18 protein-coding genes are annotated in these 20,308 nt (G+C 71.4%); 11 read left to right on the forward strand and 7 right to left on the reverse strand.

The features are described 5' to 3' along the window. Positions 1–42: 42 nt before the first annotated feature. Positions 43–1,794, reverse strand: a complete 1,752-nt coding sequence (locus ABT127_RS28605) for an ABC transporter ATP-binding protein (protein WP_351456030.1) — start codon at positions 1,792–1,794, stop codon at positions 43–45. Positions 1,795–2,152: 358 nt separating this feature from the next. On the opposite strand from ABT127_RS28605, the gene ABT127_RS28610 reads away from it, so the two are divergent. Together ABT127_RS28610 and ABT127_RS28615 are read left to right on the forward strand one after the other, a co-directional pair. Next, positions 2,153–3,094 carry a TIGR01777 family oxidoreductase gene (locus ABT127_RS28610; protein WP_351455930.1) on the forward strand — a complete coding sequence of 314 codons (942 nt, stop codon included), beginning with the start codon at positions 2,153–2,155 and terminating at the stop codon, positions 3,092–3,094. A 92-nt stretch (positions 3,095–3,186) separates the two neighbouring features. Then, positions 3,187–4,194, forward strand: coding sequence for a TAXI family TRAP transporter solute-binding subunit (locus tag ABT127_RS28615; RefSeq protein ID WP_351455934.1), 1,008 nt, complete (start codon positions 3,187–3,189; stop codon positions 4,192–4,194). A 92-nt stretch (positions 4,195–4,286) separates the two neighbouring features. On the opposite strand, the gene ABT127_RS28620 is transcribed toward ABT127_RS28615, so the two are convergent. After that, complete coding sequence (locus tag ABT127_RS28620; RefSeq protein ID WP_351455937.1) at positions 4,287–5,714, reverse strand: sensor histidine kinase; 1,428 nt, start codon at positions 5,712–5,714, stop codon at positions 4,287–4,289. An 18-nt stretch (positions 5,715–5,732) separates the two neighbouring features. Then, positions 5,733–6,419, reverse strand: coding sequence for a response regulator transcription factor (locus tag ABT127_RS28625; RefSeq protein ID WP_351455940.1), 687 nt, complete (start codon positions 6,417–6,419; stop codon positions 5,733–5,735). A gap of 273 nt (positions 6,420–6,692) precedes the next feature. Between ABT127_RS28625 and ABT127_RS28630 the strand changes: the two genes are divergently transcribed. The 8 genes from ABT127_RS28630 (at position 6,693) to ABT127_RS28665 (ending at position 13,232) form a co-directional block, all read left to right on the forward strand. Continuing rightward, on the forward strand, positions 6,693–7,472 hold the full coding sequence (locus ABT127_RS28630) for an amino acid ABC transporter ATP-binding protein (RefSeq protein ID WP_351455943.1): 780 nt from the start codon (positions 6,693–6,695) through the stop codon (positions 7,470–7,472). A 92-nt stretch (positions 7,473–7,564) separates the two neighbouring features. Then, the gene (locus ABT127_RS28635) at positions 7,565–8,488 is read left to right on the forward strand and encodes a glutamate ABC transporter substrate-binding protein (protein ID WP_351455946.1); all 924 of its coding nucleotides are present in this window, start codon (positions 7,565–7,567) and stop codon (positions 8,486–8,488) included. 110 nt (positions 8,489–8,598) lie between these two features. Next, a complete protein-coding gene (locus ABT127_RS28640) occupies positions 8,599–9,246 on the forward strand; it encodes an amino acid ABC transporter permease (RefSeq protein WP_351455949.1) in 648 nt (215 codons plus the stop codon). Beyond that, complete coding sequence (locus ABT127_RS28645) at positions 9,243–10,181, forward strand: amino acid ABC transporter permease (RefSeq protein ID WP_351455951.1); 939 nt, start codon at positions 9,243–9,245, stop codon at positions 10,179–10,181. The genes ABT127_RS28640 and ABT127_RS28645 overlap by 4 nt, the downstream gene beginning before the upstream one ends. Positions 10,182–10,398: 217 nt before the next feature. After that, positions 10,399–12,033 carry an FAD-dependent monooxygenase gene (locus ABT127_RS28650; protein ID WP_351455953.1) on the forward strand — a complete coding sequence of 545 codons (1,635 nt, stop codon included), beginning with the start codon at positions 10,399–10,401 and terminating at the stop codon, positions 12,031–12,033. 85 nt (positions 12,034–12,118) lie between these two features. After that, complete coding sequence (locus tag ABT127_RS28655) at positions 12,119–12,190, forward strand: putative leader peptide (protein ID WP_309544753.1); 72 nt, start codon at positions 12,119–12,121, stop codon at positions 12,188–12,190. Positions 12,191–12,279: 89 nt separating this feature from the next. Further along, entirely contained in the window at positions 12,280–12,834 is a 555-nt protein-coding gene (locus ABT127_RS28660; protein ID WP_351455956.1) for a cupin domain-containing protein, read from the forward strand. After that, positions 12,831–13,232, forward strand: a complete 402-nt coding sequence (locus ABT127_RS28665) for a rhodanese-like domain-containing protein (protein WP_351455959.1) — start codon at positions 12,831–12,833, stop codon at positions 13,230–13,232. The genes ABT127_RS28660 and ABT127_RS28665 overlap by 4 nt, the downstream gene beginning before the upstream one ends. Before the next feature lie 30 nt (positions 13,233–13,262). Here the strand turns inward: ABT127_RS28665 and ABT127_RS28670 are convergent, their stop codons facing one another. From ABT127_RS28670 to recA, 3 genes are all read right to left on the reverse strand, one after another. Beyond that, on the reverse strand, positions 13,263–15,803 hold the full coding sequence (locus ABT127_RS28670) for an FtsX-like permease family protein (protein WP_351456033.1): 2,541 nt from the start codon (positions 15,801–15,803) through the stop codon (positions 13,263–13,265). A 149-nt stretch (positions 15,804–15,952) separates the two neighbouring features. Then, the gene (gene recX / locus ABT127_RS28675) at positions 15,953–16,729 is read right to left on the reverse strand and encodes a recombination regulator RecX (protein WP_351455961.1); all 777 of its coding nucleotides are present in this window, start codon (positions 16,727–16,729) and stop codon (positions 15,953–15,955) included. A gap of 3 nt (positions 16,730–16,732) precedes the next feature. Next, positions 16,733–17,848: a recombinase RecA gene (gene recA, locus ABT127_RS28680; protein WP_351455964.1), complete on the reverse strand. Its 1,116-nt coding sequence runs from the start codon at positions 17,846–17,848 to the stop codon at positions 16,733–16,735. 320 nt (positions 17,849–18,168) lie between these two features. Here recA and ABT127_RS28685 point away from each other — a divergent pair, with 320 nt between their 5' ends. After that, positions 18,169–18,939: a hypothetical protein gene (locus ABT127_RS28685; RefSeq protein WP_351455967.1), complete on the forward strand. Its 771-nt coding sequence runs from the start codon at positions 18,169–18,171 to the stop codon at positions 18,937–18,939. A gap of 61 nt (positions 18,940–19,000) precedes the next feature. Here the strand turns inward: ABT127_RS28685 and ABT127_RS28690 are convergent, their stop codons facing one another. Beyond that, complete coding sequence (locus ABT127_RS28690) at positions 19,001–20,272, reverse strand: AI-2E family transporter (protein ID WP_351455970.1); 1,272 nt, start codon at positions 20,270–20,272, stop codon at positions 19,001–19,003. Positions 20,273–20,308 lie beyond the last annotated feature (36 nt).

The raw sequence follows: 20,308 nt of genomic DNA on the forward strand, positions 1-20,308 counted from the left end.
TTGCGGGCACGCCCCCGTCGCCGAGCCCGCCCGGCCCCTGCCTCACGGCCCGACCTCGGCGCCCTCCGCCCGCTCGGCCTCGTGCCCGTCGACCAGGAAGCCGCCCGACTGGTGCAGCCAGAGCTTCGCGTAGGTGCCCCGGGCGGCGAGGAGGTCGTGGTGGGTGCCCTGTTCCACGACGCGGCCGCGGTCCAGGACGACCAGGCGGTCCATGCCCGCGACGGTGCTCAGGCGGTGGGCCACCACCAGCGCGGTGCGGCCCTCCATGAGGCGCCACAGGGCCTCCTGGACGAGTCGCTCGCTCTCGGAGTCCAGGGCGCTCGTCGCCTCGTCGAGGAGCAGGACCGGGGCGTCGCGCAGGATGGCGCGGGCCAGGGCGACGCGCTGGCGCTGGCCGCCGGAGAGCTTGACGCCGCGCTCGCCGACCAGGGTACCGAAGCCGTCCGGCAGGGTGTCGGCGAACTCCGTGACGTGGGCGGCCTCGGCCGCGCGGCGGATCTCCGCGTCGGTGGCGTCCGGGCGGGCGAAGGCGATGTTGTCGCGCAGGCTGCGGTGGAACATGGCGGGGCTCTGGGGCACGTACGCGATCAGCTCACGGAGGTCCCGCTGGCGCAGCCCGCTGATGTCCTGGCCGCCGATGCGGATCCGGCCGCCCTGGATGTCGGACATGCGCAGGAGCAGCCGGGTCAGGGTCGTCTTGCCGCCGCCGGACCGGCCGACGAAGCCGATCTTCGCGCCGCCGGGCACCTCCAGGTCCAGGCCGTCGAAGAGCCGGGGCGCGCCCGCGTGGGCGAAGCTCACCTTCTCGAAGCGGACGTCGGTGCGGCCGGGGTGCGCGGGCCGGGGCACGGGCGGGTCCAGGACCGTCGCCGGCACCATGAGCAGCTCGGTGAACTGGGCGGCCTCGGTCGTCGAGCTCTCCAGGCGGCGGTAGATCTGGTTGAAGTCGAACATGATCCGGGTCGCGTTCGAGAAGTACGTGAACGCCACCACGACTCCCTCGACGCCGTGGCCGCCGCCGAGCGTGACCGCGAGCAGCAGGCCCAGCGCGTTGGTGAGCACGGACAGCGGGGCGACCAGGGTGTCGATGCGCAGATTGCTGTAGTCCCACGACTTGAGCATCCAGCGCTGCGACTCGGCGACCCGGACGCGGTGCTCGGCGGCCTCCCGGTCCTCGGCGGCGAACGCCCGGATCGTCTCCATGTTCGACAGGCTGTCGGCGACATGGCCCGACACCCGGGCGATCGCCGCCTCGCGCGCGTCCACGATCCGCTGCCTGCGACGGATCAGGGGTGCCACGGTCAGCCCGGTGAGGACGATCATCGTCAGCAGGGCGACGACGAGCCAGGGTTCGTAGGTCCAGAGCACCACCGAGCCGAACATCAGCGGGACCAGGCTTCCGGTCACCTGGAAGACGAGGGTGTCGGCGAACTCCTCGAAGCGGACGGCGAAGCTGGAGACCCGCTTGGTCAGCGATCCGGCGAAGTTGTCGTGGAAGAACGTGGCGTCCTTGGCGTACAGCTCGTCCATGCCGTACACGTACAGCCGCTCGACGCCCCGGGCGTCCACCCGGTTGAGGCAGTGGATGCCGAGCCGCCACAGCGTCTCGGAGAGCAGAAGGACGCCCGCGAAGACCGCGACGTACGGCAGCGCGCCCCGGGCGTCGACCGTGCCCTCCCCCGCGAAGCGGCCGACGAGATGGGCGACGACCAGGGGCGCCAGATAGTTGATGCCGATGTTGCCCAGCGCGGGCAGCAGCATCGCGGGGACGGCCAGCCGGCGCTGTCGGGCCATCTCTCCGATGTACATGCGCCAGGCGAGCAGCACCGCGCTGCGGCGCGGTGCTGTGCTCGGCGCTCCGGGCGACTCCAACGTCCCACCCCTGTCCGGTAGAAGGGAGACCCCGGCCGGTACACGGGGTCGGCAGGGTGGGAAGTGTCCCGCGGCCGGGACGACGGGAGCCAAGGGTTTTTTCGAGCCCCTTGTCCGGCTTGTTCCGGACCGTGCGTCACTGCGTCGCTGGCAGCGCCGTGCTTGCGGCCCGCCGGGCAGGACCCACCGCTCCCCCGCTCGCACCCCGGGCGTCCAGCACGCTATTTTGAACGTGTTCAACTCGCTGCGGATCGCTCAGCGGGTGACTAAAGGGGGCGCCATGAAGGTCGTACTGCCAGGTGGCACGGGACAGGTGGGCGGTGTGCTGCGCCGCGCGCTCACCGCGGCGGGACACGAGGTCGTCGTGCTGAGCAGGCGCCCCACGCGCGCGGGCGAAGTGGAGTGGGACGGCCGCACGCCCGGCGCCTGGGTCAAGGAGATCGACGGCAGCGACGTCGTCGTCAACCTGGCCGGGCGCAGTGTCAGTTGCCGCTACACGACCGAGAACCTGCGCGCCATGATGGACTCCCGGGTCGACTCGGCCCGCGCCGTCGGCGAGGCCATCGGCGACGCGGTCCGGCCGCCCGCGCTGTGGCTCCAGATGAGCACGGCCACGATCTACGCCCACTCCTACGACACCGCGCACGACGAGGCGTCCGGGGTCATCGGCGGCACCGAGCCGGGCGTCCCGGGCTACTGGGCGTACAGCGTCGGCATCGCCCGGGCCTGGGAGCGTGCGCAGCGGGACGCAGACACCCCGCAGACCCGCAAGGTCGCCCTGCGCGCGGCGATGGTCATGAGCCCCGACCGGGGCGGCGTCTTCGACGTGCTGTCGTGGCTCGCGCGGCTCGGCCTCGGCGGGCCGGTCGCGGGCGGTCGGCAGTACGTGTCGTGGATCCACGAGGAGGACTTCGTGCGGGCGGTCGAGTTCCTGATCGCCCACGAGGAGCTGACCGGCCCAGTGAACCTGGCGGCTCCGCATCCCCTCCCCCAGCGCGACTTCATGCGCACCCTGCGCCGGGCCCACCGCGTCCCGCTGGGCCTGCCGGCCACCCGCTGGATGGCGGAGGCGGGCGCCCTCGCGCTCCGCTCGGACACGGAGCTCCTCCTCAAGAGCCGCCGGGTCGTGCCGGGCCGGCTCCTCGACGCCGGGTTCCCCTTCGGCCACGAGCGGTGGGCGACGGCGGCGTGGGAGCTGGCGCGGCGGCGACACCTGCGGTGACACCGGCGACGCGGGGAGCACGTCACCGGGTGTGACCGTCGGCGAACGCTTCGGCCCTGGTCAGCCCCGGCCCCAGCTGGCAGGATCGCGACATGCCGCAGGCCCCCTTCCGACCGTTCCCGCTGACCCGCCGCCGTGCCCTCACCGGCGCCGCGTCGGCGCTCGTGGTGTTCGGACTGCTGCTGTGGTGGCTGCTGCCGCTCGGCCAGAAGTCGCCGTCCGGCGAGGTCACCTTCAGCACGGGCGCGAAGAACGGCGTGTACGTGCGCTACGGCAACCTCCTCGACGATGAGCTGGCCCACGATCTGCCCCGGCTCGACGTGACGCTCAAGGAGAGCGAGGGCTCGTGGGACAACGTCACCCGGGTCGCCACCGGCCAGGCGGACTTCACCATCGCCGCGGCGGACGCCGTCGCCAAGTACCAGGAGGAGCACAAGGCCGGCGCGGACCGGCTGCGCGGCTGCGCCCGCCTCTACGACGACTACATGCAGCTCGTCGTGCCCCGGGACTCCAGCGTGGACAAGGTGGCCGATCTGAAGGGCATGAAGGTCGCCGTGGGCGGGCCGCGCTCCGGGGTGCGGCTCATCGCCGAGAAGGTGCTGGCGGCGGCGGACCTGGACATCCACAAGGACGTCGTGCCGGTCGACCTCGGCATCAGTGACATGGCCGACGCGCTGAAGTCGGGGAGGATCGACGCGTTCTTCTGGTCGGGCGGCCTGCCCACCAACAACGTGAAGACCCTGTCCGAGCACTTCCCGGTCCGCCTGGTCGAGATGGGCAGCCTGCTCGACCGGCTGCGCAAGATGAGCGATCCGTCGGCGCGCTACTACCGCGCCGCCGTGATGCCCGCCGACACCTATCCGGACGCCCAGCAGGGCAAGGCCGTCAGCACCCTGGCGGTGGCGAACCTCCTGATCACGACGGACCGCACGGCCCCGGCACTGACCGAGGCCGTGACCCGCACGGTCATCGACAGCCGCGACTCGATCGGCAACGCGGTGCACGCCGCGCAGCTCGTGGACCTGCGCACGGCCGTCTACACGGACCCCCTCGCCCTGCACGAGGGCGCGCGCCGCTACTACCGCTCGGTGAAGCCCTGAGCCACCGCTCGGTGAGGCCCTGACGGCATCTGCGCCCGCCGGAGCCCGCCCGCGCCGCCACGCTCACCCGCGCCACGTCCCCGGCGCAACGCTCACCCGGCCGAGCCGCTCCCCGGCCGCGTCCGGGGCACCCGCACGGTCACCTTCAGGCCGTGCGGCTCGTGCGGGGCGTAAGCGATCGAGCCGCCGCCCGCCGTCAGCAGGGCGTGGGAGATCGACAGACCGAGGCCCGAGCCCTTGATGTTCTGGTGGCGGCCGCTGCGCCAGAAGCGGTCGCCGATGCGGGACAGCTCCTCCTCGCGCAGGCCGGGGCCGCCGTCGGCGACCTCGACGGCGGTACTGCTGCCGTTCGCGGTCACGGTGACGCGGACCGCCTCGCCCCGCGGGGTGAACTTCAGCGCGTTGTCCACCACGGCGTCCAGGGCGCTGGAGAGCGCGACCGGATCGGCCCAGCCGGTCGCCGCCGGGCAGTCCGCGACGAGACGCACCCCCTTGTCCTCGGCGGTCAGCCGCCACGCCTCGACGCGCTCGGCCGCGAGTTCACCGATGTCGGTCAGCTGCAGGTCGGCGGCCGCGTGCTCGGCGAGCGCCAGGTCCAGCAGGTCGTCGAGGACCCGGGCCAGCCGCTTGCCCTCGGCCTGTACGGACGCGATCTCCTCGTTCCCCTCCGGCAGTTCGTAGGACAGCACCTCGATGCGCAGCAGCAGTGCGGCGAGCGGATTGCGCAGCTGGTGCGAGGCGTCGGCGACGAAGGCGCGCTGCTGCTCCAGCACGTCCTCGACGTTGTCCGCCATCTCGTTGAACGACCGGGCCAGGCGCCTGAGTTCCGGCGGACCGCCGGCGGCCGCGACCCGTGACTTCAGCCGCCCGGTGGCGATGTCGTGCGTGGTCGCGTCGAGCACCCGTACGGGCCGCAGGACCCAGCCCGTCAGTCGCAGCGCGGCCCCCACGGCCAGCAGCATCGCGGCCACCTCGCCCACGGCGATGACCGCCCAGCCGCGTACCGTCTTGGCCCGCATCGCGCCGGTGGGCGAGTCCGTGACGACGACGGCGACGACATCGCCGTCCCGGATGACGGGCGAGGCGACGACGATGCGCCCCTGCCGCTGCCACGGCCAGACCTGCGGCGGATCGTGGCTCCCGCGCGAGTACAACGCCTCGTCGAAGGCCGCCCGCAGCTGACCGTCGCCCGGCACCCGGAACGCGCCGGGCGCCCGCCCCATGGGAGGCAGGTCCAGATCGCGGTAGAAGACCCCGGCCCGTATCCCGTAGACGTCGTAGTAGCGGGCGAGTTCCTTCCGCAGGGTCTGCCGCCGCTCGTCGGTCTCGGCCTCGCCGCTGCCCTCGGAGCGCGTGGTGACGAACTGGGCGAGGGAGGCGAAGCGGGCGGTGTCGTCGATGCGGTCCACGACGACCTTCTGCTGCTGCGCGGAGGCCAGGCTCACCGCCAGCGGGAAGCCGAGCGCGAGCAGCACGCCCGCCATGAGGACGATGAGCAGCGGAAGCAGCCGTGCGCGCACCCGGACGTCCTGTCCGCGCTACGCGGCCGGGGCGACGAGCCGGTACCCGACGCCGCGCACGGTCTCGATGAGGGCGGGCATGCGCAGCTTGGAGCGCAGGGACGCCACGTGCACCTCGAGCGTCCGCCCGGTCCCCTCCCAACTGGTCTGCCACACCTCGGAGATGATCTGCTCCCTGCGGAAGACGACGCCCGGCCGCTGCGCGAGGAGCGCCAGCAGGTCGAACTCCTTGCGGGTGAGCTGCACGGCGGCCCCGTCCACCGTCACCTGCCGCGTGGGCAGATCGATGGCGACGCCCCCGAACCGCACCTCGTGGCCGACGGACACGGCGGCCTCCTCCGACACGCTGCGCCGGCTGACGGCGTGGATGCGCGCGAGCAGCTCCCCGGTGTCGTAGGGCTTCACCACGTAGTCGTCCGCGCCGAGGTTGAGCCCGTGGATGCGGGACCGCACGTCCGCGCGCGCGGTCACCATGATCACCGGTGTCGACGTCCGCTTGCGGATCTTGCCGCACACCTCGTACCCGTCCTGGTCCGGCAGCCCCAGGTCGAGGAGGACGACTCCGAAGGCGTCGGCCTCCGGGACGAGCGCCTTCAGCGCCTCCTCGCCGCTGCGCGCGTGGTGCACCTCGAAGCCGTGCCGGGACAGAACCGCCGACAGGGCCGCTGCCACGTGATCGTCGTCCTCGACGAGCAGCAGTCTCATTCCGGCCCCCTTAGGTTCATCGTCCGTCCGGCCGCGCGACTTCGTCCCGCGCGACGCTCAAGGCATCCACGCCGATACATAAGGACGGCGTCAAGGGACTTCCGGTTACGTCCGTGTTCCGTTATGCACCCGGTACGCGGGCCCGCGCCCCCTTCACACATAGTGTCCGGTTGCAGCCGGATCGTTATCCTCAATTTCCCCTCAGATGTAATGACGCTGGTCGTACGGGGTTACTACTGTCCTCCCAACCGAGGAGGATGGAGCAAGACCCCGATGACCGAAGTTTCGGTGACCAAGGACGCCACTCCCCCCGCGGGCGACGCGCTGGTCGCGCTGAGCCAAGTCAACAAGCACTTCGGCTCGCTGCACGTACTCCAGGACATCGACCTGACCATCGCGCGAGGCGAGGTCGTGGTCGTCATCGGCCCGTCGGGGTCCGGTAAGTCCACACTGTGCCGCACGATCAACCGCCTGGAGACCGTCGACTCGGGCGCCATCTCGATCGACGGCAAGCCGCTTCCCCAGGAGGGCAAGGAGCTGGCCAGGCTGCGCGCGGACGTGGGCATGGTCTTCCAGTCCTTCAACCTCTTCGCGCACAAGACGGTGCTGGAGAACGTGACGCTGGGGCAGATCAAGGTCCGCAAGGTGTCCAAGAGCCAGGCGGAGGAGAAGGCCCGCGCGCTCCTCGACCGGGTCGGCGTCGGCGCGCAGGCGGACAAGTACCCCGCACAGCTCTCCGGCGGCCAGCAGCAGCGTGTCGCCATCGCACGGGCGTTGGCGATGGACCCGAAGGTGATGCTCTTCGACGAGCCGACGTCGGCGCTCGACCCGGAGATGATCAACGAGGTCCTCGAAGTGATGCAGCAACTCGCCCGGGACGGCATGACCATGGTCGTGGTCACGCACGAGATGGGCTTCGCCCGCTCGGCCGCGAACCGCGTCGTCTTCATGGCGGACGGCCGCATCGTCGAGGAGGCCGTCCCCGACCAGTTCTTCAGCAATCCGCGCAGTGATCGGGCCAAGGACTTCCTGTCGAAGATCCTGCACCACTAGACACGCGCCGCACACGCGCCCTCAAGTGAGGTCCCGCGCGCGCGTGTTGAGATTTCCGACTGCCGATTCTGCAGACACGAAGGATGTTCACCATGAAGCTCCGCAAGTCCGCCGCGATCGCCGCCACGGTCGCCGCCCTCGCCCTGACCGCCACCGCGTGTGGCGGCGAGTCCGGCAACGCCGGTGACAAGCCGGCCGGCTCCACCGGCGGCAAGAACCAGCCGAAGCTGCCCACCTACAAGGTCGCCTCGAACGTCAGCATCGACTCGGCGACGCTGAAGAAGGCCCAGAAGGCCGGCAAGCTCGTCATCGGCGCCAAGAACGACCAGCCGTACCTCGGCTTCGAGGACACCGACGGCAAGCGGTCCGGCTTCGACATCGAGATCGCCAAGATGGTCGCCGCCGACCTCGGCTTCAAGCCGTCGCAGATCGAGTTCAAGACGGTCGACTCCAACGTCCGTGAGACCACGATCTCCAAGGGCGAGGTCGACCTCTACGTCGGCACGTACACGATCAACGACGAGCGCAAGAAGCAGGTCGGCTTCGCCGGTCCGTACTTCAAGGCGGGCGCCGACCTCCTGATCCGCAAGGCGGACGAGAAGAAGATCACCGGCACCGACTCGATCAAGGGCAAGACGGTCTGCTCCATCAAGGGCTCGACCCCGCTGCAGGAGATCAAGAAGCCCAAGTACGGCGCGAAGACCATCGAGCTGTCCAAGTACTCCGAGTGCGTCCAGCAGCTGCTGAACAACGAGGTCGACGCCGTCACCACCGACGACGCCATCCTCAAGGGGTACGCGGCCCAGCGTCCGACCAAGCTGCACGTCGTCGGCAAGCCCTTCACCGAGGAGCCGTACGGCGTCGGCATGAACAAGGACGACAAGGCGCTGCGCGACGCGGTGAACGACGCCATCGAGGCGCACGAGAAGAACGGCGACTACAAGAAGGCGTACGACGCCACGCTCGGCCTGTCCAACGCCGCGTACACCGAGCCGCCGGCCCTCGAGCGCTACTGATCACCCTCTTCAGTCCCTGAGGAGCAGGTCCGGGTCACGGGCACACCCCACCGGTGTGCCCGTGGCGCGGCCCCAGTCGCCCGTCCGCCGCCGCCCACGAGGACATCCCCGTGAACGTATTGCTCGACTATCTCCCGGAGTTCCGCGAGGGGTTCATAGGCACCGTCCTGCTGACCCTGGCCAGCGGGGTTCTGGCGATGGTGCTCGGCGTTCTCATCGCCGGGTTCCGTGTCTCCCCCGTCCCTCCGCTGCGCCTGTTCGGCACCGCGTGGGTGACGCTGTTCCGCAACACCCCGCTGACGCTGCTCTTCCTCATCGTCTGGTTCGTCATTCCGCCGCTGTTCGGGCTGAGCATCAGCCCGTGGGCCAAGGCGCTGCTCGCGCTGGGCTGCTACACGTCGGCGTTCGTCTGTGAGGCCGTGCGGTCGGGCATCAACACGGTGCCGCTGGGCCAGGCAGAGGCCGCCCGGTCGATCGGCATGACCTTCTCGCAGACCCTGCGCATGATCATCCTGCCGCAGGCCACCCGGACGGTGCTGCCGCCGCTCAGCTCGATCTTCATCGCGCTGACCAAGAACTCCGCCATCGCGGGCGCGTTCAGCGTCGCCGAGCTCTTCGGCGTGCAGAAGCTGCTCAGCGACAAGGGTTTCGCGATCGGCTGGATCTTCCTCTGGGTGGCTCTCGGCTACCTGATCATCACCTTCGCCATCAGCGGTCTGTTCCGGCTGCTCGAGCGCCGCATGGGGGTCGCACGATGAGTGGTTCGAGCGTCCTGTACGACGCGCCCGGCCCCAAGGCCCAGGTGCGCAACTGGATCTATACGATCGTCGGCTCCCTCGCGGTGCTCGGCCTGATCGGTTTCACGCTCTACCGGATGAACGAGACGGGCCAGCTGAAGCCCGAGGTCTGGAACATCTTCAACAACGCGGGCGTGCGCGCCAGCATCCGCGACGGAGTGCTCACCACCCTGAAGGTGTTCGCCGTCGCCGGAGTGCTCTCCCTGGTGCTCGGCCTGCTGCTCGCGGTCGCCCGGCTCTCCGAGCACAAGCCGGTCAGCTGGGTCGCCACCGGCTTCATCGAGCTGTTCCGCGCCATCCCGCTGCTGATCACCATCTACGCCTTGTGGGTGCTTTTCCTCACCTATAAGGACAGCCTCGGGGCCGTCGGCGAGAACGCGGCCTTCTGGGCCCTCGTCATCGGTCTGACCGTCTACAACGGCTGTGTGCAGGCCGAGGTCATCCGGGCCGGCATCAACGCCGTACCGCGCGGTCAGGTGGAAGCGGCGTACGCACTGGGTCTGCGCAAGACCCAGGTGATGACGATGCTGCTGCTGCCGCAGGCCGTCCGCGCGATGCTGCCGACGATGATCAGCCAGCTCGTGGTGACCCTGAAGGACACCTCGCTCGGCTACATCATCACCTACAGCGAGCTGCTGTTCGCCGCTCGCACCATGGCCAACAACATCATCGTCAACGGCGAGAACCCGATCACCGCGGTGGTCATCGTCGTCGGCGCGATCTACATCGCGATGTGTCTGGCCCTGTCCGGCCTCGCCAACTGGATCGAGCGACGCGGCCGGCGCACCCCGAAGGGGATCGGCATGGCCCCGGCGGCCGAGCCCGTCGTGGAGATGTCGGAGATCCAGCAGACTCTGGGCAAGACCACGGGCAGCGGTACGAACAACGGGGTCTGACGGATCGTCGTTTCTCGTCGGCGACCTCATCGACCGTTGAGGTATCACGGAGGCAGTGGCGTCGTCGCCACTGCCTCCGTCACTTGACGCAAGCACCGGCAATGGGTTGCATACGCTCTGTGAACGCGCACCCCGCTCCAACTGCCCCTTCCTGTATGTTCAGTACTTCGCCCGCGCCCTGCGGCGCGGCGCCGCACGGGGCAGGAGGGGCCGCGCCGTGGATCCGGTGATCGTCGTCGGCGCGGGCCCGGTGGGGCTCACGCTGTCCCTGGCTCTCGCCCGTCACGGCGTACCGTCCGTGGTGCTCGACGAGGGGCCCGGCAAGGACGAGCCGCGCCCCGCCCGCACGGTCGTCCTGCGCGAGGACACCGCCGCGCTCACCGAGCGGCTGTCCGGTGCCTCCTTCGATGCGCTCGGCTCCCGCTGGACCGGCTGGCGCTCGCTGCGCCGCAAGCAGGAGATGCGGGTCCTCACCTTCGGTGAGCAGGAGAACGCGCTGCCCGCCCCGCTGCACATCGCCCAGCACGATCTGACCGGCGCCCTGCGCGCCGCCGTCGCCAGGGAACGCCTGGTCAAGCTCACCGTCGACAGCCGCCTGGACTCCGTCGAGGAGGACGGGAACGGGCTGACGGCGCACACCCGCGGCCCCAAGGGAACCTGGTGGCGCGGCAGTTATCTGGTGGGCTGCGACGGCCCCCGCTCGACGGTGCGCAAGCTCCTCGACATCCGCTTCCCGGGTCGCACGGCCGTCGAACGGCACGCGGTCGCCGCGCTGCGCACGGAACTTCCCTGGCCCGGTCAGGCGTTGCTCCATCGCAACCCTCCGTGGCGGACGTCGGGCCCGTCCGGCGCGGAGGTCGTCGGCCGTCCGCTGGCCGACGGCGTCTGGCGCCTGGACTGGCTGCTGCCGCCGCGCAGCGACCTGGTCACCCCCGATGCGCTGGTGACCCGCATCCGGGAGACCCTCGCGGGCTGGTGCGGCGGCTCCACACCCCCGTACGAGCTGCTGGACACGGGCGTGCACACCGTGCACCACCGCCTCGCCCGGCGCTGGCGCGTCGGCCGCGCCTTCCTCGCCGGGGACTCCGCGCACCTGCTCGGCGCGCTCGGCACCCAGGGTCTCGACGAGGGCCTGCGCGACGCCGACAACCTCGCCTGGAAACTGGCCCTGGCCTGGCACGACGGCCGCCGCCCCACCCCCGACGCCCTCCTCGACAGCTACCAGACGGAGCGCCGTGCCGTCGTCGCGGGCCGGCTGCGCGCCGCCGACCAGGCGCTGCCGATACTGCGGGGCGGCGGCGGACTGCGTTCGTACGTGCCCGGATCGGCCCGCGGCCACGACGCGCTGCTCACGGACGGTCACCTGGGCTACGGCCCGCTGGGCGCGCCCGGGGCGTACACCGACTCACCGCTCGCGCCCCCGCGCGCCGAGTCGCAGGTGGATGTGGGCACGGCGCCCGGGGCCCCTGCCGCCGATGTGCGGGTGACGGCGCCCGACGGCTCGTTCGTCAACCTGCGCGACCGGTTCGGCCTCGGCCCTCTGCTCGTGGTCCTGGTGGCGCCCGGCACCGGCGTATGGGACCGCAAGCACTGGATGTCGGCGGGTCTCATGCCCCGGCTCGCGGCCGCCGTCTCCGCGCTCCCGCACGAGGCCGAACTGCTCGTCGCGGAGAGCTACCCGGACGCCCCCGCCCACACGGTCTTGCTGATCCGGCCCGACGGGCATCTCGTCACCGCGCTGAGCGGGGTGCGCCCTGCGGAGCTGTACGAAGCGGCGCGGACGGCGCTCGGCGGACCGGAGCCGGCCGTGGAAGAGCCCGCGCAGGCCGCGTCGGAGGTGAGCGGCGCATAGTGATGTTCAAGCGCCCCTTGAACAAGAGTTGACCGGCCCTTACCGCCATGGTGTACTCCGGAACGTGACGACGATCGACACGAATGTGCGCCTGTGGCGGAGGGTCCATATGGACCTCGTCCGCTACGCGGGCTGCGTGTGTCGCCCGTCCTGCTGAATTCGCCTTCTTCCTTTCGCGCCCCACCGCTTCCCGGCCGTCCGCCGGGCCGGTGGCGCGCGTCCTTCGCGAACCTCAGGACGGTTTCCATGTCTGTACCCGCCCCTGCACCTGCTGCCGTGTCCGCCGCGTCCTCCGCGTCGTCGACCGCAGCGCCCACTCAGGCCGACCTCTTCGACTTCGTCCGCCGCACCGCGACGGACCAGGACCTCATCGCCTCCCTGCCGCTCGACCCCGAAGGCCGTACGTGGGTGCGCCTCGAGGGTCCCGGCGGCAGCGAGGCCTGGCTGATCGGCTGGCCGCCCGGGTCGGGCACCGGCTGGCACGACCACGCGAATTCGGTCGGCGCCTTCCTGACCGCGTCCGGCACGCTGACCGAGAACTCGCTCGCCGCCCGCCTACCCACCGACGGCTGGAAGACCCTGGAACTGTCCGAGGGCTTCGACCGCGCACGGCGGCTGGGGACGGGCCAGGGCCGCGCCTTCGGCCGCCACCATGTCCACGAGGTCCTCAACGAGTCACCCACCGAGCACGCCGTCTCGGTGCACGCCTACTACCCCCCGCTCCCGCAGATCCGGCGCTACAGCCGCACCGGCCCGCTGCTGCGCCTGGAGTCGGTGGAGCGCCCGGAGGACTGGCAGTGAGTACCGCGGAACGCCCGGTGGGCATCGACGAACTGCTGGAGCGCGTACGGTCCGGGCTGGACCGGGTCGAGGCGCAGGAGGCGTACGCGGCGGCGACGGCGGGCGAGGCCCTGCTCGTCGACATCCGCTACGCGGCCCTGCGCGAGCGCGACGGGCTGATTCCCGGGGCCCTCGTGGTCGAGCGCAACGAGCTGGAGTGGCGCCTCGACCCGCAGGGCAGCCACCGCGCCCCCGAGGCGACCGGTCACGACCTGCGCGTCGTGGTGGTCTGCAACGAGGGCTACGCGTCGAGCCTCGCGGCCGCCTCCCTGCGGCAGTTGGGGCTGCACCGGGCGACAGACCTGGTGGGCGGGTTCCAGGCGTGGCGCTCGGCGGGGCTTCCGGTGTCCGCGGGCTGAGTCCCCGTGTCCCGGGCGACGGTGACGGACTCACTCGTTCGCCGTCGCCACGGTCACGGGCCGCACCCGCAGGGCGGCCCGGCCCGGGAGTGCCGTCGCCGTGAGCGCGAGGACGGCGGCGGCCGCGACCACGGTGATGTACGTCAGGGGCAGGACGGCCGGGGCCGCCGTGCCGGTCATGCCCAGGCTGAAGGCGCTGAGCACGGCGGCCGCGATCCCGCTGCCGAGGCCCACTCCCATGAGGACGACGGTCAGCGCCTCGACGCGCAGCATGCGCAGCACTTGGCGCCGCGTCGCACCGGCGAGCCGGAGCAGGGCGAACTCACGGATCCGCTCGGACACGGACATCGCGAGCGTGTTGACGACGGCGATGGCGGTGAAGGCGAGGACCAGGGCCATCGCGATGATGTTGACCTCCGCGGCGGCCTGCTGCTGCTCGGCCCGGAGCCCGTCGGCAGCACTCGGCGAGAGAACGCGGACCCCTGGGAACTCTCGGAGGGCGTCCATGAGTTGTTCCTGTGAGCGGGTGGTGGAGACGAGCACGGAGGAGGCGAGCGGATTGTCGACGTGGCGCGAGAGCAGATCGTGGGGGACGGTCAGATCGCCGAAGCCGAGACCCCGCGCGTAGACGGCGGCGACGGTCAGGGTGACGGGTGTGCCGTCCCCGAGCGTCACTTTCAGTGTGCTGCCGGGCTTCAGCCGCTGCTGATCGGCGGCGAGTTCACTGACGGCGACCGAGCGCGCCCCGAAGCGCTCCAGCGATCCCGCGGTGACGTCCGGGTCCCAGGTGCGGGTGAGGTGGGCCCGGGTGAGGCCCTGCACCGGGTACTTGTCGAGGCCGATCCGGACGGTGGAGCGGACGACCTCGGTGGCGGTGGTCCCATGGGCCCGGCGCAGCTCACGCGTGGCCGCAGCCGGGATGCCCGGGCCCTGTCCGGTGAGTACCCAGTCGGCGCGGACTCCCGCGCGCGCCTGGGCCCGGGCGGCGTCGCCGAGGGTGGGCTGGACGAACAGCACGGTGCAGGTCATGCCGACGAGGAGGGTGAGCGGGGTGACGACGGCGGCCATCCGCGCCGCGTGCCCCTTCAGGTTCGCCGTGGCGAGCCGGGCCGCGGGCCCGACCGTGCGCAGCGGCAGCCCCAGGACGGCGGCGGCCGCCCGGACCAGCAGCGGCCCCAGCAGGGAGACGGCCACCGCGAGCACGACGACGGACAGGAACGTCACCGGGGTCGAGGCCGCCTCGGTGCGCAGCCCGGCCAGGACGACGACGAGCACGGTGCCGCCGGCCAGGGCGACGAGCCCGGCGACGGTCCGGAGCACCGCGGGCCGCACCGGTGCGGCGCTCGCCTCGGAGAGGGCGGCGGCCGGCCTGATCCGGCTGATGCGCCAGGCGGCGACGCGGGTGGCGGCCCAGGCGCCGAAGAGGGTGGCGGCGAGCCCGGCGGCGACAGGGAAGAAGCTCACGGTGCGCTCGAGGGTGGGGGGTACGGAACCGAGGTCGACGAAGCGCCCGTACAGCCATCCGCCGAGCGGCAGCCCGGCGAGGGAGCCGACGGCCCCGGCGGCGGCTCCGACGACCAGCGCCTCGCACCCGAGCAGCCGGCGGATCTGCCGCGGGGTGGCGGCGATGGCGCGCAGCAGGGCCAGCTCGCGGTGACGCTGCTGGACGGACAGGGCGAAGGTGCCGACGACGACGAGCACGGCGACGAGCAAGGAGGTGCCGCCCATGGCCCCGCCCATGCTGACGAGCTTCACGCGCGCGGCGTCCGCGTCCAGGAACTCGACGGGTCCGCGCGCGTCCCCGGCGGTGACCCGCGCCGTGGTCCCGTCGAGCGCTTCGTCGACGGCCTTCTTCAACTCGCCTACGTCCCGGCCCTGTTCGGGCACGACGCCGATCGCCGTCACCCGGCCGGGATGCGCGGCGAGCCGCTCCGCCTCCTCGGTGGAGAAGAACAGCGAGGTCTGGTGGGTGACCGTGGCGCCTGCGCCCGGTTCGGCGATGCCCGTCACCCGGTACGTACGAGGGTCCTGGGTGGACTGCACGGTGAGCCGGCTGCCGACCGTGAGCCGGGCGCGGTCGGCGAGATCACGGTCCACCACGATGTCCCCGTCGGAGCCGGGCGCGGTGCCCGCGGCCAGCGTGTAGGGGGTCAGGGCTGCGGAGTCCCAGGCGTGGCCATAGGCGGGCCGGTCGGGATCGGCGGCACCCGCCGCCAAGGGATCGGCGAGGAAGGTGAGTTCGGGTATGGCCCGCCGCACGCCGGGCACCGCTCGCACCTTCCGCACGATGTCCCGCGACAGCCAGGCACGCTCGGCGAGGGGCTTGGCCTTGTGCTTGACCTTCGTCTTGCCCTTCTTGTGCTTGACGATGGTCCGGTGCACGGCCTGGTCGGCGGAGACCAGTACCGGAACGGCTCCGTAGCGCTCGGTGCGCACGGTGCCGCGCAGTCCCGTCTCCAGCAGAGTGCCGCAGGCGGTGACAAGGGCGGCGGCGCACATCAGCGCGAGAAAGGCTCCGAGGAACCCGCCCTTTCGGTGACGAACGGTCCGCAGTGCGTAGCGCAGCATCATCATGGCGTCCCCCGGTGAACCGTGCGCAGCTTCAAGGTCATGCGCTCACAATGGCCCGTGCACAACACCCCGCACACTGCGGCGTCCAGGCGTCTTGAGGTGGGGTAAACCCCACCTGTCCACCGGCCGGTCCCCCGCTCGGTCCGCCGCTACTCCGCGAACCCCAAGTCCTCGGTGTCCTCCCCCTCTTCCTCCAGCGCCTGCCGGACCACCCGAAGCGCCATGCCCTCGGGGTAGCCCTTGCGGGCGAGCATCCCCGCGAGCCGGCGCAGCCGCTTGTCACGGTCGAGGCCGCGCGTGGAGCGGAGCTTGCGGGCGACGAGGTCGCGCGCGGTCTCCTCCTCCTGCTCGGAGTCGAGCTGCCCCACCGCTTCGTCGATCACCGTGGAGTCCACTCCCTTGGTGCGCAGCTCACGCGCGAGCGCCCGACGCGCCAGGCCCCGCCCGTGGTGCCGGGACTCGACCCAGGCATCGGCGAAGGCGCTGTCATTGATCAGCCCGACCTCCTCGAACCGGGACAGCACCTCCTCGGCCACGTCGTCCGGGATCTCCCGCTTGCGCAGTGCGTCGGCGAGCTGCTTGCGCGTGCGCGGGGTCCCGGTGAGCAGCCGCAGGCAGATGTTCCGCGCCCGCTCCGCCGGGTCCCCCGATGGCTCCCCCCGCTCGGCCCTCGACGAGTCGGAGGGGCCGTCGTCCGGTGCGGCGCCGGACGGATCCCCGAATCCGCCCCTGCGCCGGCGCCCGCGCGGTCCGGCCCCGCCGCGCGAACGTCCACCACGGCGCGGCCCGTCCACCGCGCCGTCCCCCGCTTCGACGTCGTGACCGGCCATCCCGTCAACGGCGTCGTCGTACGCCCTCTCGCCCGCACGGCCCCGACCGGCGGTGGGGAGGGCGTCGTACTCGGCCCAGTCGGTTCGTCGTGTCACGGACTAGCTCTTGGCCGCCGCGGCCTTGGACTTGGCGGCCTTGGGCGCGGGGACGGTCTTCGCGTCCTCGGCGGGGGCGGCCGCCGCTTCCTCGCCCGGCTCGCCGGCCGGCTCCTCCACCTTCTTGACGCCGACGCCCAGCTTCTCCTTGATCTTGCGCTCGATCTCGTTGGCCAGGTCGGGGTTGTCCTTCAGGAAGTTGCGCGCGTTCTCCTTGCCCTGGCCGAGCTGGTCGCCCTCGTACGTGTACCAGGCGCCGGCCTTGCGGACGAAGCCGTGCTCCACGCCCATGTCGATCAGGCCGCCCTCGCGGGAGATGCCCTGGCCGTAGAGGATGTCGAACTCGGCCTGCTTGAAGGGCGGCGCGACCTTGTTCTTGACCACCTTGACGCGGGTGCGGTTGCCCACCGCGTCCGTGCCGTCCTTCAGGGTCTCGATGCGGCGGATGTCCATGCGCACCGAGGCGTAGAACTTCAGGGCGCGGCCACCGGTCGTGGTCTCCGGCGAGCCGAACATCACACCGATCTTCTCGCGGAGCTGGTTGATGAAGATCGCGGTGGTCTTGGACTGGTTGAGCGCGCTGGTGATCTTCCGGAGCGCCTGGCTCATCAGACGAGCCTGCAGACCCACGTGCGAGTCACCCATCTCGCCCTCGATCTCCGCACGCGGGACGAGCGCGGCGACGGAGTCGATGACGATCAGGTCGAGGGCGCCGGAGCGGACCAGCATGTCGACGATCTCCAGAGCCTGCTCGCCGTTGTCCGGCTGGGACAGGATCAGGTTGTCGATGTCGACGCCGAGCTTCTTGGCGTACTCGGGGTCGAGGGCGTGCTCGGCGTCCACGAAGGCCACCGCGCCGCCCGCCTTCTGGGCATTGGCGACAGCGTGCAGGGTCAGGGTCGTCTTGCCGGAGGACTCCGGGCCGTAGATCTCCACCACGCGGCCGCGCGGGATGCCGCCGACGCCCAGCGCCACGTCGAGCGCGGTCGAGCCGGTCGAGATGACCTCGATGGGCTCGTTGGTGCGCTCGCCCATGCGCATGACCGCGCCCTTGCCGAATTGCCGTTCAATCTGTGCGAGCGCGGCGTCGAGCGCCTTCTCGCGGTCGGTTCCTGCCATGGGTTCCACCCGATTTGCTTGAGTCGATCGCTTCACGTCAAAGACGCTAACGCCTGCCACTGACAATCGGCCTCGACGCCCGTCCGCCTGTGGATAACTCGAGGCTCTTCGCCCGGCGACTCTCCCCGAATCCCTTGGGATTACTGGCACGAAGAGCCCCTGGACCTTCCATAAGAAAGGATGTTCGATTTTGGTGTCAAGCGCACCACGCGGCACAGGAGCAAGTCTCCGGCCCACCGCCCGGGTACTCCCCGCGGCGTACGCCGGGTGCCTCCGGCCGGACGACGCCCGCGCGGGCCCGCCCGACGAACCTTGCCCCCATGGACCTCTCCCACCCCTGCCCCGCGGAACCCCGGCTCACCCCGGCCGAGCGGCTCTGTCACACGACCGGCGCCGTCCTGATCGCGTCGGGGCTCGTCCATGTCGTCGTCTTCGCGGTCGACGGCGGCCCGTGGGACGGCCCCGTCTCCTGGCGCAAGCCCGTCACCTTCGGGCTCTCCTTCGGCCTGACCCTGATGGCGCTCACCTGGGTGACGTCGTATCTGCGCGTCGGCACCCGGCTGCGCGGTGTCCTGCTCGTGGTGTTCGCCGCGGACTGCGTCCTGGAGGTCGCCGGCATCACTCTCCAGGCGTGGCGCAAGGTGCCGTCGCACCTCGACATGGAGACCGGCTTCGACACCGCCGTGTCCCTCTCGCTCGCCGTGGGCGGCGGTGTCCTGGTGGTGCTCCTGACGGCCTTCGCCGTCCTCTCCTTCCGTACCCGTCCGAGCGGGTGCACGGGCATGCCGCTCGCCGTGCGCGCCGGTTTCGCCCTCCTCCTGGTGGCGCTCGCCTCGGGGGCGGCCATGATCGCGCGGGGCGTGGCGCTGACCCGGGGCGGCCACCAGGAGGCGGCATACCACTCGACGGCCGCGCTCAAGCCGCTGCACGGGGTCAGCCTGCACGCCGTGCTCGTGCTGCCGGCTCTGGCCTGGCTGATGTCGCGCACGGCATGGCGGGACCGCACCAAGGAACGCGTCATGTACGGCGCGGTGGCCGCCTACACGCTGGCGGTTCTCGCGGCGGGCGCGCGGGCCGCCGTCACGTACTGACCGGCCCGGCCGCCTTCGGGCCGCTTATGGGCCGACCGGCCCGAGCGCCATCAGGCCGTGTCTACGGGGCCTCGGAGTCCCGGGACTCGGCGTCGGCCGCGGACTCGGCGTCCGGATGGTTCGGCCCGTTCAGGGCGCGCCGCATGCGCGCGAGGAGCGACGCGCCGCCCCGCCTGCGGCGCCCCTGCACGCGCGGGTCGTCCGTCACGTCGTACCGCTTCACGTACGCCCCCAGGAACGCCTGCAGCGTGGCGACGGCGGGGATCGCGATGAGCGCCCCCACGGCGCCGAGCAGCGCGGTGCCCGCGATGACCGACCCGAAGGCGACCGCGGGGTGGATGTCCACCGTCTTCGCGGTCAGCTTCGGCTGCAGCATGTAGTTCTCGAACTGCTGGTAGACCACCACGAAGATGAGCACCCACAGCGCGTACCAGGGGTCCACCGTGAAGGCGATCAGCATCGGCAGCGCGCCCGCCAGATAGGTGCCGATCGTCGGGATGAACTGCGAGACGAGCCCGACCCACACGGCGAGCACGGGCGCGTACGGCACGCCGAGCGCCTGCAGCAGGATGTAGTGCGCGATCCCGGAGATGAGCGCCATCAGACCGCGCGAGTACAGATAGCCGCCCGTCTTGTCGACGGCGATCTCCCACGCGCGCACCACCTCGGCCTGCTTGGCGGGCGGCAGCACCGAGCACAGCGCACGTCGCAGGCGCGGGCCGTCCGCGGCGAAGTAGAACGAGAACAGGGTGATCGTCAGCAGCTGGAAGAGCGCGCCGAGCACCTGCCCGGACACGTCGAGGACGCCGGTCGCGCTGTTCTGCACGTACTTCTGGAGCCAGTCCGAGTGCAGCAGGCTGTCCTGGACCTCGACGCGGCTCAGGTCCGTGTGGAACGTCGTGTTGACCCAGCTGATGAGCTGGTCGAGATACTTCGGGAAGTCCTCGACCATGTCGACGACCTGGCCGGCCAGCATCGAGCTGAGCAGGAAGACGAAACCGGCGGTGGCGATCATCACCCCGAGGAAGACGAGGCCGGTGGCGAGGCCGCGGCGCAGACCGCGCGCCGCCATCCAGCTCACCGCGGGCTCGATGGCGAGCGCCAGGAAGAACGCGATCAATACATTGATCAGCAGGCCGGTGACCTGGTGGAAGGCCCAGCTGCCGAGCTGGAAACAGGCGATCAGGGCGAGGGCGAGCACCATGGCGCGCGGCAGCCAGCGCGGCATCCCCGCGCGCGCGGCGGCCACCGGCCCCGCGGGCGGCTCGGGCGGCGTCGTGCCGGGCGGTGCGGCGTCGGTCTTCACCTGGAATTTCTCGTCTGTCGCTGCCACGCTGCCCAGTCTCACCCACACCACGGACAATCCGTG

This window comes from Streptomyces sp. NPDC001904 (assembly GCF_040297005.1).
Taxonomy (GTDB): Bacteria; Actinomycetota; Actinomycetes; order Streptomycetales; family Streptomycetaceae; genus Streptomyces.